This window comes from Pseudomonas sp. S30_BP2TU TE3576, from assembly GCF_050436025.1.
In the GTDB taxonomy this organism is placed as follows: domain Bacteria; phylum Pseudomonadota; class Gammaproteobacteria; order Pseudomonadales; family Pseudomonadaceae; genus Aquipseudomonas.
On the sequence record NZ_JBNDLK010000001.1, the window covers coordinates 155,617 to 170,398 of the forward strand.

General features: G+C 56.6%; 15 protein-coding genes. 9 read left to right on the plus strand and 6 right to left on the minus strand.

Annotated features, from left to right (window positions below; genetic code table 11):
• The first annotated feature begins 27 nt into the window (after positions 1-27).
• From ABIA48_RS00575 to ABIA48_RS00585, 3 genes are all read left to right on the plus strand, one after another.
• Positions 28-1,251 (plus strand): maltoporin, encoded by a 1,224-nt coding sequence (locus ABIA48_RS00575; protein WP_429486455.1) that lies wholly within the window; start codon positions 28-30, stop codon positions 1,249-1,251.
• Between the two features lie 61 nt (positions 1,252-1,312).
• The gene (ptsP, locus tag ABIA48_RS00580; protein ID WP_429486457.1) at positions 1,313-3,847 is read left to right on the plus strand and encodes a phosphoenolpyruvate--protein phosphotransferase; all 2,535 of its coding nucleotides are present in this window, start codon (positions 1,313-1,315) and stop codon (positions 3,845-3,847) included.
• A gap of 2 nt (positions 3,848-3,849) precedes the next feature.
• Positions 3,850-4,161: a PTS transporter subunit EIIB gene (locus ABIA48_RS00585; protein WP_429486459.1), complete on the plus strand. Its 312-nt coding sequence runs from the start codon at positions 3,850-3,852 to the stop codon at positions 4,159-4,161.
• A gap of 34 nt (positions 4,162-4,195) precedes the next feature.
• Here the strand turns inward: ABIA48_RS00585 and ABIA48_RS00590 are convergent, their stop codons facing one another.
• Positions 4,196-5,131 carry a LysR family transcriptional regulator gene (locus ABIA48_RS00590; protein WP_429486461.1) on the minus strand — a complete coding sequence of 312 codons (936 nt, stop codon included), beginning with the start codon at positions 5,129-5,131 and terminating at the stop codon, positions 4,196-4,198.
• 123 nt (positions 5,132-5,254) lie between these two features.
• Between ABIA48_RS00590 and ABIA48_RS00595 the strand changes: the two genes are divergently transcribed.
• A complete protein-coding gene (locus ABIA48_RS00595) occupies positions 5,255-6,094 on the plus strand; it encodes a type 1 glutamine amidotransferase domain-containing protein (protein WP_429492759.1) in 840 nt (279 codons plus the stop codon).
• A gap of 92 nt (positions 6,095-6,186) precedes the next feature.
• Here the strand turns inward: ABIA48_RS00595 and ABIA48_RS00600 are convergent, their stop codons facing one another.
• Positions 6,187-7,359, minus strand: coding sequence for a DUF1624 domain-containing protein (locus ABIA48_RS00600; protein ID WP_429486463.1), 1,173 nt, complete (start codon positions 7,357-7,359; stop codon positions 6,187-6,189).
• Positions 7,360-7,680: 321 nt separating this feature from the next.
• On the opposite strand from ABIA48_RS00600, the gene ABIA48_RS00605 reads away from it, so the two are divergent.
• The 3 genes from ABIA48_RS00605 to ABIA48_RS00615 all read left to right on the plus strand — a co-directional run bounded on the left by ABIA48_RS00605 (position 7,681) and on the right by ABIA48_RS00615 (position 10,002).
• Positions 7,681-8,454 carry a ParA family protein gene (locus ABIA48_RS00605; RefSeq protein WP_429486465.1) on the plus strand — a complete coding sequence of 258 codons (774 nt, stop codon included), beginning with the start codon at positions 7,681-7,683 and terminating at the stop codon, positions 8,452-8,454.
• A 122-nt stretch (positions 8,455-8,576) separates the two neighbouring features.
• Positions 8,577-8,792: a hypothetical protein gene (locus tag ABIA48_RS00610; protein WP_429486467.1), complete on the plus strand. Its 216-nt coding sequence runs from the start codon at positions 8,577-8,579 to the stop codon at positions 8,790-8,792.
• A gap of 211 nt (positions 8,793-9,003) precedes the next feature.
• On the plus strand, positions 9,004-10,002 hold the full coding sequence (locus ABIA48_RS00615) for an acyltransferase family protein (RefSeq protein WP_429486468.1): 999 nt from the start codon (positions 9,004-9,006) through the stop codon (positions 10,000-10,002).
• 37 nt (positions 10,003-10,039) lie between these two features.
• On the opposite strand, the gene ABIA48_RS00620 is transcribed toward ABIA48_RS00615, so the two are convergent.
• The 4 genes from ABIA48_RS00620 to ABIA48_RS00635 all read right to left on the minus strand — a co-directional run bounded on the left by ABIA48_RS00620 (position 10,040) and on the right by ABIA48_RS00635 (position 12,135).
• Positions 10,040-10,504, minus strand: a complete 465-nt coding sequence (locus tag ABIA48_RS00620) for a thiol-disulfide oxidoreductase DCC family protein (RefSeq protein WP_429486470.1) — start codon at positions 10,502-10,504, stop codon at positions 10,040-10,042.
• A gap of 131 nt (positions 10,505-10,635) precedes the next feature.
• The gene (locus tag ABIA48_RS00625; RefSeq protein ID WP_007986583.1) at positions 10,636-10,842 is read right to left on the minus strand and encodes a co-regulatory protein PtrA N-terminal domain-containing protein; all 207 of its coding nucleotides are present in this window, start codon (positions 10,840-10,842) and stop codon (positions 10,636-10,638) included.
• Positions 10,843-10,928: 86 nt separating this feature from the next.
• Entirely contained in the window at positions 10,929-11,579 is a 651-nt protein-coding gene (locus ABIA48_RS00630) for a hypothetical protein (protein WP_429486472.1), read from the minus strand.
• Positions 11,580-11,856: 277 nt separating this feature from the next.
• Positions 11,857-12,135: a DUF2790 domain-containing protein gene (locus tag ABIA48_RS00635; RefSeq protein ID WP_007986586.1), complete on the minus strand. Its 279-nt coding sequence runs from the start codon at positions 12,133-12,135 to the stop codon at positions 11,857-11,859.
• A gap of 738 nt (positions 12,136-12,873) precedes the next feature.
• On the opposite strand from ABIA48_RS00635, the gene ABIA48_RS00640 reads away from it, so the two are divergent.
• Positions 12,874-13,848, plus strand: a complete 975-nt coding sequence (locus tag ABIA48_RS00640) for a quinone oxidoreductase family protein (protein ID WP_429486474.1) — start codon at positions 12,874-12,876, stop codon at positions 13,846-13,848.
• Positions 13,845-14,771, plus strand: a complete 927-nt coding sequence (locus ABIA48_RS00645) for a LysR family transcriptional regulator (protein ID WP_429486476.1) — start codon at positions 13,845-13,847, stop codon at positions 14,769-14,771. Before ABIA48_RS00640 ends, ABIA48_RS00645 begins: the two co-directional genes overlap by 4 nt.
• Positions 14,772-14,782 lie beyond the last annotated feature (11 nt).

Consider the following 14,782-nt stretch of genomic DNA (forward strand, 5'->3'; position numbering starts at 1 on the left):
AACACAATAAAAATAATGAGGCGGCTCTTGAAAACAACAATTAACCGCAACCTTGCAACATCGTGCGTGTGTCTGATGTTGCCATTCTCGGCCCAGGCTTTGGAGTTCGCCGGTTACTTGCGCAGCGGTGTCGGGACCTCGGTCAACAGCGGTTCTCAGCAGTGTTTTCAGCTGCAGGGTGCCCAGTCGAAATACCGCTTGGGCAACGAATGCGAGCAGTACGCGGAGCTGGAGTTGCGTCAGGACTTGCACACCCTGGACGACGGCTCGGTGCTGAGCGTCGACGGCATGGCTTCGTTGTACAACCAATACGACAAAGACCTGACGTTCAACGGTGATAACGGTTCGGTGCGCATGCCGCAGATGTACGCACAATGGTCGAACTTGCCGAGTCTCAATGGTGGTTCGTTGTGGGCCGGTCGTCGCTACTACAAGCGAAACGACATCCATATTTCCGACTTCTACTACTGGAACCAGAGCGCCACGGGTGGTGGTATCGAGGATGTGAAGATCGGCGATCTGAAATACAGCTACGCCTTTTCGCGCAAGGACAACCTGTACCAGAAAGATTATGTCACCCGGCAGGATTTCAACGTCGCGGGTTTTCAAACCAACCCCGGCGGTGAACTGGAATTTGGCCTGAGTTACATCGAAAAACCCGACCGTAGCGACGCGCACGCCGGTTGGGCAATCACCGCCCAGCATGTGCAGAAAAACTTCCTCGGCGGTAAGAACAAACTGGCGCTGCAATACGGCGAAGGGCCTGGCACCGGGTTGGGTTATACCGGCGATGTGGGCCTGAACGACAGCAACAAGAGCTACCGGCTGGTGGAGTTCTTCGACTGGCAAGTGACACCGCGTTTTGGTGGTCAGGTCGAAGCGGTCTATCAGAAGGATATCCGCCCGGACGGTAACGGCCAGAACTGGATCTCCCTGGGCGTTCGCCCGGCTTACGCGATCACCGACCAATTCAAGTTGGTGACCGAGCTGGGACACGATCAGGTCGAGGCCTCAGGAGGTACGCGCAAGTTGAGTAAATTCACCTTTGTCCCGACCTGGTCGCCAAAAGGCCCGGGATTCTGGGAACGTCCCGAGGTGCGTTTGTATTACACCTATGCCAGCTGGAACGAAGCGGCCAAGCGTGCGGCCAATGAACTGGCACAAGGTTCCGCGTTGTCCGATACCGGCGCGTTCGGCACGGCGCTGCATGGTGCGAACGTCGGATTGCAAGTCGAGTACTGGTGGAAATAAGCGATGCTGTCGGAGCCCGCGCTCCATCGGCACTTCAAAGAACAAAACCGCAGGTGAAGTCATGACCATAACCCAACCATTGCAATTGCTGGCGCCGCTGTCCGGGGTGCTGGTGCCACTTGATCACGTGCCGGATCCGGTGTTCGCCAGCCGGGTGATCGGCGACGGCCTGTGCATCGATCCGACCTCGCAGACCCTTTGCGCGCCGTTGGCCGGCGTGGTCAGCAATCTTCAACACAGTGGCCATGCGATCAGCATCACCGATGACAGCGGCGTACAGGTGTTGTTGCACATTGGTCTGGACACCGTGAACCTGGCGGGTAAGGGGTTCAGCGCCTTGGTCGAGCAGGGCCAGCGTGTCGAGGCCGGACAGCCGTTGATCGAGTTCGATGCCGACTATGTAGCCCTGCATGCCCGCAGCCTATTGACCTTGATGCTGCTGGTCAGTGGCGAACCCTTCAGCCTGCTGACACCTGACAATGGTCTGGTGGCGTGCGCGCAGCCCGTGTTACGCCTGAGCCTTGGCGATCCGCGGTCCAGTGTTGCGCAGGAGGAGGGCGAAGCGCTGTTCTCCAAACCGGTCCGCCTGCCTAACCCCAATGGTCTGCACGCACGACCGGCGGCGATTTTTGCGCAGGCGGCGAAAGGTTTTACGGCAAGTATTTGTCTGCACAAGCAGCAGGACAGCGCCAACGCCAAGTCGCTGGTGGCGATCATGGCGTTGCAGACGGTTCACGGCGATGCGCTGCAGGTCAGCGCGGTGGGAGAGGATGCCGAATTGGCCATCCGCACGCTGACCCAACTACTGGTGGATGGCTGCGGTGAGGCCGTGACGGCGTTGGCGGTCGTGGCGCCGGTAGTTCAGGCGCAGGAGGTGTCGACGAAGCTGTTGCGCGGTGTTTGTGCTTCGGGGGGGACGGCCTTTGGGCACGTGGTGCAGGTGGCTGAGCGCGCCCCGGAGGTGCCTGAGTTTGCCGCGGATCAGTTTCTGGAGCGTGAGTCGCTGGAGCGTGCGCTGACCCGCGCGACGCAGGCACTGCAACACTTGCGCGACAACGCGCAAGGTAAGGCGCAGGGGGATATCTTCAAGGCACATCAGGAGTTACTGGAAGACCCGAGTCTGCTGGAACAAGCTCAGGCCCTGATTGCTGAGGGCAAGAGCGCGGCGTTTGCCTGGAACAGTGCAACTGACGCCACCGCTACGTTGTTCAAGTCGCTGGGCAATACGTTGTTGGCCGAGCGGGCGTTGGACCTGATGGATGTCGGCCAGCGTGTGCTCAAGCTGATTCTTGGGGTGCCGGACGGTATCTGGGAATTGCCGGATCAGGCGATTTTGATTGCCGAACAACTGACACCGTCGCAGACCGCTGCCCTGGATACCGACAAAGTGTTGGGTTTCGCCACCGTGGGCGGCGGTGCCACCAGCCATGTGGCAATACTTGCTCGGGCCCTGGGTTTGCCAGCGGTGTGTGGTTTGCCGATTCAGGTGTTGTCGCTGGCCAGTGGCACTCGGGTGTTGCTCGATGCGGACAAGGGCGAATTACACGTAGACCCGGCGGCGCCGGCTATCGAACAGCTGTACGCCAAACTACAGCAGCAACGGCAACGGCATCTGCACGAACTCGAGCAGGCTTCGCTGGCGGCCTGCACCCGTGATGGTCATCACTTCGAGGTCACGGCCAACGTCGCTTCGCTGGCCGAAACCGAGCAGGCCATGAACCTCGGGGCTGAAGGTGTCGGCCTGCTGCGTTCGGAGTTTTTGTATCAGCAGCGCAGTCTGGCGCCGAGCCTTGATGAACAGGCCAGCATCTACAGCGCCATTGCTCGTACGTTGGGTCCGCAGCGCAATCTGGTAGTGCGTACGCTGGATGTCGGTGGCGACAAACCGCTGGCCTATGTGCCAATGGACAGCGAGGCCAATCCGTTTCTAGGCATCCGCGGGATTCGCTTGTGTCTGGAGCGTCCGCAGCTATTGCGCGAACAACTTCAGGCGATTCTGAGCAGCGCCGGTCTGGCCCGGCTGCACATCATGCTGCCGATGGTCAGCCAGTTGTCGGAGCTGCGCCTGGCGCGGCAGATGCTGGAAGAAGAGGCGCTGGCGCTCGGGCTCAAGGAGCTGCCGAAACTGGGCATCATGATCGAAGTCCCGTCCGCAGCATTGATGGCGGACCTGTTTGCCCCCGAGGTGGACTTCTTCTCCATCGGCACCAACGACCTGACCCAATACACCCTGGCCATGGACCGTGATCACCCACGTCTGGCCAGCCAGGCCGACAGTTTTCACCCCTCGGTATTGCGTCTGATCGCCAGCACCGTGAAGGCCGCCCATGCCCATGGCAAGTGGGTCGGGGTGTGTGGCGCGCTGGCTTCGGAGACTCTGGCGGTGCCGCTGTTGCTAGGGCTTGGGGTGGATGAATTGTCGGTCAGCGTGCCGCTGATTCCGGCGATCAAGGCCGCGATTCGCGAGGTCGAGCTCAGCGACTGTCAGGCTGTCGCGCATCACGTACTTGGGTTGGAGAGTGCAGAGCAGGTCCGCGAGGTCTTGTCTTTGCAGCAGCAGGCGATGGTCGAAACTTCACAGGTGTTGGAGAACTAAACATGTTCGAGAAAATGCAACGGGCGTTCTGGAAAGCATTGACCCCGGATCTGCTGGTGGATGAGCCGAAGGTGACTGCTCTGCTTTCTACTGACCTGCCGTCGAGCGTGATCGCCGCACTGGGAGGGCTGGATAACCTGGCGTCGCAACAGCGCATTGCGATAACGCGAGTGCGGGTCCAGTTGCGTGATGTAACCCGACTGGACGAACAGGCCTTGCGTGCGGCGGGTGTGCCGGGGGTGATGGTGCTGGCGGTTGGCGTGGTGCATGTATTAATGCCAGTGCCCAAGGTGGGACCGACTGTCTGCGCGTGATCCAACGAACACGACCCCGTCAGATCGGGCAGACTCAAATTGCTACTTGAGGTTTAGAAGAGCGTCCAGAGATGGCATTCGACGATAGCAAGTCAATCATGGCGCGCGCGGCCGCAGATTGACGACGATGGGGTGCATAGACCAAGGAGAATGGTCGCGACCGGCCCCGCAGGTGAGGCAATATTTCCACCAACCGACCGCGTTCCATTCGGTCACGGACGATGAACTCGTAGCTCTGGCAAATGCCGATGCCCTGTTCGGCCAATGACACCACACCCAGCACGTCATCCGAGGTTTCGATGGACGAGCTGGGCAACCAGTCAATGTCTCGCTCGCCATCGCGAAATACCCAGGGCGCCAGGCGACCCGTCCGCGGCATTACGAATGGCAGGCACATATGTCGTTGCAATTCGTCCAGTGACTGAGGCGTACCGGCTCGTTCGACGTATTCGGGCGACGCGACCAGCAGCAATGCTGCGTCCTCGAGCTTGCGCGCCACCATGCCGCTGTCGGGCAAGTGACCAAGACGGATGGCGAGATCGAATCCCTCGGCTACCAGATCGACATTGCGGTTGGTGATGTTCAGCTCGACGTGTACTTGCGGGTATTGCCGGGCAAAGCGCGCCAGCAACGGCGGTAATCGGTAGTGCCCATAGGTTGTCGGCACGCTGAGCCGAACGCGTCCGGCCAACTCACCCTCCTGGCCCTGTACATCGCGTTCGGCTTCCTCCAGGAGCGAGAAGGCCGAGCGCGTCTGCTCCAGATAGAGTCGTCCGGCTTCGGTCAAACCAAGTCGGCGCGTGGTTCGTTGCAACAATTGCCGTCCCAGGCGTACTTCCAGCCGGGCGACGGCACGACTCAATACCGAAGGTGTGCTCGATAGCGCCACGGCGCCTGCGGTGAAAGAGCCATGCTCGACCACGGCAATGAAGACCTCAACATCCCCCAGATAGTCGAATTTTCGACTCATTTTGCTCTCCAAAGAACAAATGTTTTTCCATTAGGTCAGTTTATCTCCTCAATGGTGATGAATACAGTAACGCCCATTCCTCATCACAGGGTTGCAGCCATGAGTCAGAGCTCCTCCGTTTCCATGAAGTTGATGTACAAATTCGCGACCATGCTAGCCATAGTCTTCGCGACAGCCACGGCCCAGGCCGGCAATGTGCTGGTCGTCTTGTCCGATGAGAACCATCTGGATCTGAAGGACGGAAAGGTCTTCCCGACCGGGTTTTACCTCAATGAACTGATGCAGCCAGTCAAGCTGCTGCTCGATGCTGGCCATCGGGTCACGTTTTCGACGCCGACTGGGAAAGCGCCGACGGTCGACGCGAAATCCATCGATCCGATGTACTTCGACAACAATCCCGTCGATCTGCAGGTGCACCAGGACTTGCTCAACCAACTGGCGCTGACTTCGAAGGAAAACTCGCCGGTGGTCAGTCTGGCGCGCATCGAACAGCTGGGCTATGGCCGTTTCGATGCAGTTTATATCCCCGGTGGTCATGCGCCGATGCAGGATCTGTTGAAGAGTCCAGCGCTGGGGCGCCTGCTGACCGAGTTCCACAGCCGTAACAAGACGACCGCGTTGGTCTGCCACGGCCCGATTGCCTTGCTGTCGACGCTGCCGGATGCCAATGGTTTCGTGGCTGCGCTGGAATCTGGCCAGGCCAAACGTACACCGCAGTGGATTTACAGCGGCTACCAGGTCACGGTCATCAGCAACCAGGAAGAAGAGCAGGCCAAGCCCCAACTGGGCGGTGGCGAGATGAAACTCTACCCGCAGACCGCACTGCAACAAGCCGGGGTGCAATACCGCAGCAATACCACTCCGTGGACGCCCAATGTCGTTGTCGACCGTGAATTGATTACCGGCCAGAACCCGGCTTCGGCAATCGCAGTTGGACACGAACTGCTTAAGCGCTTGAAGTAGCGCTGTCCGGCGCCGCAGCCTGACCATCCGAGCTTATCTTGATAAGTCCAGGGGCCCTCGAAGGGCCCGTTATCATTGAGAGAATGGCCCAGTCAGAAGTATTTGAGCCATCCGATATCGCGACGGCGTGCCTTCAATGCCGAGAACCAGTGCACTGGTAAATACAGCGCTAAAGCCAGGATGAGCGCTGTCAGCCACACAGCCCAAATGCTGTCGTAACCGAAAAATTTGCCTTGGTTCAATCCGAACAATGCCACGCTGATCAGATACAGCGCTTTCAGTACGTAAAGGTGGAGCAAGTAGAAGAACATCGGCGCCGCGCCAAATACTGCCAATGTATTGACCCACTTGCGTTGTTGAGCCCGCTCCAAGGCACGAAGCAGTAACAAACCAACTCCCAGAGTCAGACAAAGGAACAGCAGGGAGGGTGGGTATTTTGTAATGTTGAAGTAACTCATAAGGGTTTGTGTGATGCCTTCATGGGTTACCCAGTGGACCTCGCCATAACCGTTGACTGCTCGCAGGGCGGCAAATCCGATCAATGCCCCGGCCCCTGCAAGTAGCAGAGTGCGCTGACGCTTTTCGGCCAAAACCTGGCTGGCAAACCAAGGGCCGATACTGAACCCAAGGGCGATCACACCGATCCACGGAAGCACCGGGTAGGAGGTGCGCAGACGCAAGCTGTCGGAGAAAACGATCCAGCCGCGATCATGCAGAATCGCCCAAGGTATATGTATTGGCGAACCTGTCGAGAAGTGCACATTATCCAGAAGATTGTGCCCTGCCACGATCACCAGGCCCAGTGAGCACAGAATAGCTTTAGGCAACCAAACCAGTCCGGCCAGGGCAATCATGCATACACCAATGGCCCAGATCACTTGCATGTAAATCACTGTAGGCGGGAGCTGAAATGTCCAGGCGAAGTTCACCAGGCTGAACTCCAGTAGCACCAGGAATAGACCGCGCTTGAATAAAAAGGCTGACACATCGCGCTTACCCTGATGTTTTTCGCCATACAGGTAAGCGGAGAGTCCAGTCAGAAGTACGAACACTGGTGCACATAAATGGGCGAGTGTACGGCTGATAAATAGCGCCGGTTCAGTGGAGTCGATGTTCATTGGGTCTGTTACTTGACGGTGCAAAAAGAACGTTTCGCGCACGTGATCCAACAGCATAAGGAGGATGACCAATCCCCTTAGGGCATCAATGGACAGTAGGCGCTGGTTCAGGTTTGTGATGGGCGGGATGTGAGTGGTAGCTGTCATCGAATGTCGCAAGCAGGGAGTGGATGGCTCTGCCAGTGATAACCGGCAGTTCGAATTTACATTCGTTATAACATATCACTCATCTCCATTTCGAAGACATTCCAATGGGTCAGCTCATTCCGGCGTCACTGGCAAACCCGGGGGGATTGCTCATCCGTGTGAGTCCATTGCTGCCACCTTGCGCTGGCAGTCAAACGCTCTAGTCCGTCGCTTTGATTGATCTGTGTCGTAAAACTGTAATGTTACGGTCATAGAATTGAAACGACCTCTTACACTTTACCTCAGCTGGCCTTTGGCCTTTTTCATGGATGAGCAAGCCGCATGCGTCGTGTCGTATTCAATCAGAAGGGGGGCGTTGGAAAATCCAGCATTGCCTGTAATCTTGCCGCCGTCAGTGCTGCCGAAGGTTACCGAACGCTGCTGGTTGACCTCGATCCCCAGGCCAACTCGACTCACTACCTCACGGGCTTGATCAACGAGCACATTCCCGCAGGCATAGCCGACTTCTTCAAACAAACACTGTCCAGCGGCTTCGAAGGCAGAAGCAATCGAGTGGCCATCACCGAGACCGATTACGACAACCTTCACCTGGTGACCGCCAGCCCTGAACTGTCAGACCTCCAGTCAAAACTGGAGAGCAAATTCAAGATCAACAAGCTGCGCAAGTTACTGGTTGAGTTGTCCGAGGATTATGAGCGCATCTATATCGATACGCCTCCTTCACTGAACTTCTATACGTTCAGTGCACTGGTGGCAGCAGATCGGTTGCTGATTCCATTCGATTGCGGCAGCTTTTCACGTCAGGCGATGTACCGTGTCATCGCACAGGTAGAAGAGCTACGTCTTGATCACAATGAGTCACTGAAAGTGGAAGGGGTGGTGGTCAACCAGTTCACCGGGCATACCAGCCTGCACCAATCTCTTGTGAATGAGCTGTTGGCCGAAGGTTTGCCTGTTCTGCCGATTTACCTGAGCAGCTCCGTCAAGATGCGTGAATCTCACGAAGTGTCAGTTCCCATCGTCCATTTGGCCCCTCGCCATAAGCTTTCGCTGGAGTTTGCCGGCTTGCTGGATGCCCTGGAGCGGGCCGCTTAGTTTCATCACGGAAGGGGCAGATCAGCCGGTGCCGGTGATTCAAAGCCAGTTTGTACAGCTGAAACACTGACGAAACATTCCGGCCATATGATTCGCGTCACTGAAACCTGGGAGGGTTGGAGATGAATCGGCCATCAAGAAGTATGCGCAAACTGCTCGACGCCGTTGCCAGCAACAATGAGGCAGCGGCGCTTGAGGTGATGCGTGCTGCCGAGCAGCTTCAAGATGAGGTATTGCGCCAACGATTGCTCAACCTGATTCATCGGCTCAACCAAGACGCCAATGACTTGCGAATGGCGCGGGACTATATCCAGGGCGGAGCCATCAAGCTCGCCTGACCCGCGATGCCAGTCAGTTAAACCCCGTGGAAGCGATGCTGGTAAAGGGAATGGGCGTCGTCATGCGCCCATCATGCGAAAGTGGCTCGGCGGCGGCTTTTAATCGAGTTTAAACAGGATGAACAAAGTCCGAGCACGGAGAAAAACCTGTTCTCCGGCCACAAAGCGTCGTAGTTTACGCGCCATAACTACAAGGACGTTGGGGGTCTAAGTGGGAGTTTATCGTCTGTTATTGGCCGTTCTGGTCGCTGTTTCTCATATGGGCAAGACGTTCATGGGGTTAAACCCCGGCGTCATTGCCGTGATTTCCTTCCTGATCATCAGCGGTTTCGTGATGACCTCGCTGATCGAGCGCAACTACAAGGCGTTGGAGAAAGTCGGCCTGTTCTATCTGGACAGGGTCTTGCGCCTTTACCCTCAGTTCCTGTTCTACTTCGTGGTCTCTTGCACAGTGATCTATTTCCTGCTGCCCGACACGCCTCAAGCGTCCGAGCTGACCCTCAGGAACATTGCCGCAAGCCTTCCTATGATTCCCCTAGGGTTCTACATGTTCGGTGCAGCCGGGGTGGAGATCCTGCCGCCCGCCTGGTCGCTGGGACTTGAGATGTGTTTCTACCTGGTGATCCCTTTCCTGATCATCTACAGGGCACGGGGCGTTGCCTTCGCCTTGTCCGTTGCCGTATTCATGGCTGCGTGCCTTGGCTTCATCAACACCGACCTGTACGGCTACCGCTTGCTCCCGGGCGTCCTGTTCATGTTCCTGTGCGGCAGCTACCTCTACAAACCTCAGGCGAAGGGTTTAGCGATCGCTGCGGGCACCGCCGTAGCGGCAGCATTGATTTTTGTGGCGATCATGGCGGGGCTGATCGAACGCCGACCGTTCAACGCCGAGGTGACCGCCGGTATTGCGCTGGGCGTACCCGCCGTGTACTTGCTGACAAAATTCAAGTTTCACCGGGCTGACGAGTTCCTCGGGAACATCAGCTACGGCGTGTTCCTGAATCACTTTGTGGTGATGTACTTCCTGCGTGCTTTTTGGCCGGTTGCATACGATGGTCACATCGTTGCAACGGTGCTGGCTCTGTCGTTTTTACTGAGCGGCGTTTCGTACTACTGCGTCGAGCAGCCAGCCTTGAAGCTTCGGCATGCGCTTCGAGCCGGTGCGAAGTATGGAGTGGGTCAAGTGCGGGGCAGCGAAATTGCGGCTTAGTGGCCGTGGTGGTTGCAGTCGCTGTCATTCTTTTGCTCTATGTGAAAACAGATAGGGGCGCTTTCAAAAAGCGCTTCTCATGATCAGGATCCGGCAACAGGCATGTGTCGTATTTCCCGAAGAGCCAATAACGATTGAGCGCAATGCGGTCGTATGCCCAATCTAGAAGTTTGCGAGGGAAGATGCGCAACAGACTCACGGGGCGCCAGACTGCGGAAAACTGGCTGATGACTTCGAAAAATGCATCCGAACGCGTCCAGTAGTGTCGATCGCGGATCACCGCCATGGTGTCGAATTGATCCACGGGCAAACCTGCCCAGGCGAGCAGAGCCTGCCCCTCGGGTGACTGAACCGCCGCCAATCGCACGCGCCGCTGGCGGTCATGACGAATCAAGAACTTCGCCCAGGCATTGCATAGCTTGCAGACACCATCGAACAAGACCACCGTCTCTCCTGGTTTGAGCAGTGGTGCGGGTGAGGGGCGGATTTGCGAGGCTGGCATAAGTATGGGTCCAAGGGAACCTGGTTTGTGTAAGCGGGGTCTCGGTTAAACCGGCGCTAGCAGCACCTTGGGTGCTGCATTTGAGGCTCGAGGCCGCACACTTCTGCCAGCTTGGGGACGCGCTACAGCGATCAGCCGTTGGCGTGATCGGCCGCCTTGGCTTTGCTTACAGCTACAGCGGCTTCAGCCTTCTGTTTCTGTGCAACCTGGAAGGCTTTCATCGAGACTGTCCGGGCCGACTCCATGCGTGCGAAGGTCCGATCACCGCCACCTGTGGCCATCGCCAGAGAAGAAGCGGTCAGGGTGGCGACTACGAAGAGAACTTTCATGGATTTCATTAGGGTATCCTCAAGTGAGATTTTGTTAACAGCTAACAGCGGGATTTATTTACTAAAGCTGAACTTCCTTGTTCAACTTGGGCTCATCATCCAGCCAGTGCGGTGTTTCTTGTTGCCCAGGAGCTTTGCTCCACGCGATCTTCGGTGCCTTTGCTTTTTGCCCAGGCAGTGAGCAGTACCATCGCCGCGAATCCACCGACGATGAGAACCGGATAGGCTGCCAGCAACTCCACCAGCGAGTACTTCCAGGCCAGCGGACGACCAACGCCCAGCATGGCGGCATAGAACCACGACACGCCAGAGAGTGCACCGGAGAACAGCGCCAGCATGCGCAGGCTGAAGGAGAGTTTCAGTAGCGAACCGGCTTTTTTCAGTGCCGGCAATACAGCGCTATGCAGCAGGAAGCCGTTAAAGGTCAACAGCACAACGATGCCGATTTTGGCTTGCAGTTTTGGATTGAGGAAATACTCCATCCCCTTGCCGGCATAATCGATCCCGATAATACCGATGCCCGTAATCCAAAGAGCCACAAGTGCAAGCGATACGGTTTTTTGAAGGCTTTCCATATGCGCGTCATCATGGTGCCCTGACGCATCCCCATTCAGGAGTTGCTTGACCATTGCAATGTCACTGGTCAAAACCAGCCCGATTGCCACGCAACAGGCGATAAGGTGGAAATATACAACGCCCAAGCGCAAATATTCCACGGTGGACGAAGAAAGCATACTAAGTTCCATGGTTACCCCTTGGCTTCAATAGTGAATCAATATAGCCCTCAGCACGGCTTGATTGGAGTTTGCCGTTGCTGATTGCAATTAAGATTCAGCATTTACTATTAATTAATCTTGCGGCATTACGCTGCCAAGATAATAGCGAGTTTCGCGAATGATTTTTTAATCATTCGATCATGTCCATATTCAGGTAACAAAAAACATCATCCGCACTGAGTGCATATGAGGTTTAACTTCCACTTCTGTGGGGCCGGCGAGGCCCAGAACCCGATCGACGAGCGGATCAGGCAATGTTGGTAGGGTTGGCCGGACTTCCGCCCCATTCGAGGAAACGGATCTTGTGAACCTCACCCTCGCTGTCTTCATAGACCAGGGTCACTGGTACCACGCCGGTCTTGTCGGATGTATCGGTACGCTGCAGAACCCTCTGCACATCAATATCCATCCCATAATGGTATTCGACGGCTGAGACATGCGCGCCGGGTTCTTGCAGGCCGTTCTGGTCAAAGACACTTGGCGCGAGACTGGAAATCACGGCACTTACTACTGTGGCTATATTCATAAGGCTGTACCTCTTCTGAAGTTCGCTTAACGGGGACTTAATGTGACACATGGAGAACGCGAAGTTCAGCTTAGCTCGACGAACGTGCCTTCCTGAAAAGCCTGTAGTGGCTGCAAACTCCCGGCAATTCCCCGCGCTTGACGCCTTTCGACCATTCGTCCTTTAACCCCCGTATTTGTTGGTCAAAGTCCGTTTTTGAAGGACGTCATGACATGTCATGGCGGATTTTCACGCTAGGTGAATCAGTGATTTCTATTCAGTCGGCCGAGTCCTGACGACCGAAAACACCTGCTATTGAGCCAGGGGAAAAATGGCGGGATCAGTTAAGCCACAACGCAATGTAGCAGCTGGCGTAGCCTGCGTCCGGCTGCGCAGCAGTCGTAAATCCGGCTTGCACGATCTCTCTGACGTACCGCGAACTCTGATTTTACGACTGCTGCGCAGCCGGACGCAGCCTTCGGCAGCTGCTACAAGGAAGGCGTAGCGTTTGGGTTCGCCTGACAGATCGGCATTAGGGCTGTATCCGACCCACGGCGGACGCTCGGAGACAACCTTTGGCATCTCCATGATCGCAATGAAACCAATATGCTCAACGTAGAAACGCGTGCTATCAGCGATTATATTGCTGCAATCAGTGCACTAATGTCCTGCAATCAACCAGTCTTGTTCATCAAGAGATCAGTTCTCACACTGGGGTCACTAATTTGATTGCGATTTCTGACTGAAGGAGAAATGACCATGGTTTCTGCGATCCGGTTTAGCCAGTTCGGCAATCCCGAAGTACTGCAAATGCAGACCCTGAGCGAACAATCGCCTGGGCAGGGTGAGGTGTGGCTTGAGCAAGAGGCTATAGGTGTCAATTTTCTCGACGTTACCCAACGTAAGGGAGCGGTGCCCATTGCGTTGCCATCCGGGCTCGGGCTGGAAGGCGCGGGGCGTGTCGCCATTGTTGGTGCAGGCGTCAGCAATGTGCGAGCAGGGGATCGCGTCGCCTATGCCACCGGTCCAATTGGCTCGTATGCTTCGGCCCGGCTTTATCCTGCGCAGCGCCTGGTCAAAATTCCGGATGCACTGTCGTTTGATGATGCAGCCGCCGTCATGTTCAAGGGCATCACCGCACAGTACCTATTGAAAGCCACCTATCCCGTAGGGCCCGGCACAACCATTCTCCTCTACGGTGTGGCGGGAGGGTTGGGGGAAATTATGGTGCCGTGGGCGAAGCACTTGGGGGCCACTGTGATCGGCGTCGTTTCAAAGTCGGCCAGTGTCGAAAAAGCCCGGCTGCTTGGGTGCGATGAAGTTCTGGTGTTTGATGCTGCAAGCCTGGCATCGGATGTCGCTCGTATCACCGGTGGTCAAAAGGTCGACGTCGTCTATGACCCGATCGGGCGTGTGTCTTTCCAGGCATCCCTGGACAGCTTGCGACCACGAGGTCTGATGGTATCGTTCGGAGCTTCATCTGGTGCGCCCTCAGCGGTGGAACTGTCGACACTCAACTCCCAAGGCTCCCTGTACCTGACACGTCCTTCGTTGGCCGCTCATACGGCGAGTGCTTCCGAGTACCAGGAACGAGCGCAGGATGTGTTGGCAGCCATAGGCGCGGGTATTATCCAACCGCGGGTCCGGGCAAGCTACTCTCTGGCGGACGCAGCATTGGCGCACGCCGACCTGGAGTCGGGGCGTTCATCGGGGGCGATCATTCTAAAACCATGAATCTTGATGTTCTGCACAATCAGCACAGTGACGAAATCGCTGCGTTTCTGGCCGTTGCCTCGCAAGGCTCATTTGTCGGGGCTGGCCGGCTATTGCAGCGGCACCCTACAGTCGTCTCTAAACGACTCGCCGCCATGGAAAAGCGCCTAGGCGTTCGGCTCGTGGAGCGCTCAACCCGGCAGGTTCGAATTACTGAAACCGGTGCCAAGCTGGAGCAGCGCCTTCGCTCAGCCATCGAATTGATGAATGAGGCGCAGCAGCAAGCGTCCGAGGGCGCCAGCGAAATTCGGGGTACTTTGCGGCTTGCATTACCGGCAGCCATGGGCAGGCTTTGGCTTGGCCCGATGCTGCCGGAGTTTCTCAAGGATCATCCGCATGTCTCGATCCTCGCAGACTATAGCGAGCGTCTGGTCGACATCATTGATGAAGGTTTTGACGCTGCGATCCGAATCGGCGAGTTGGAAGACAACCGGTTGATCGCCAAGAAACTGAGTGACCATCGCCGGATACTGTGTGCCTCGCCTGCTTACATCAGAAAGCACGGCATGCCCGAAACTCCACAGGATCTGATCAGGCACAATTGCCTTCGCTTCAGTGGCCTTGCGTCTTTTCCTCAGTGGAGACTCCATCGCGGCAATGAGCTGCAGGCGGTTTCTCCGAAAGGAAACCTGACTGCCAATGACAGTGAATCATTGCTGGCAGCGGCCCGCGCCGATGCCGGAATTCTGGGGGCAGGTGATTGGTTGATGAGCCGTGATATTGCTGCCGGGAGGCTGCTGCATATCCTTCCTGACTGGCAATTGGATACCGCTGGTGGGGTCTATCTGGTCAGGCCATCGGCCAAATTTCCGGGTGCCGTGGTTGTCGCGTTCAAACAATGGATCGAGTCAAAGTTTAGCCCCGCGCCTCCATGGGCCATTTGAAAACAAACGGT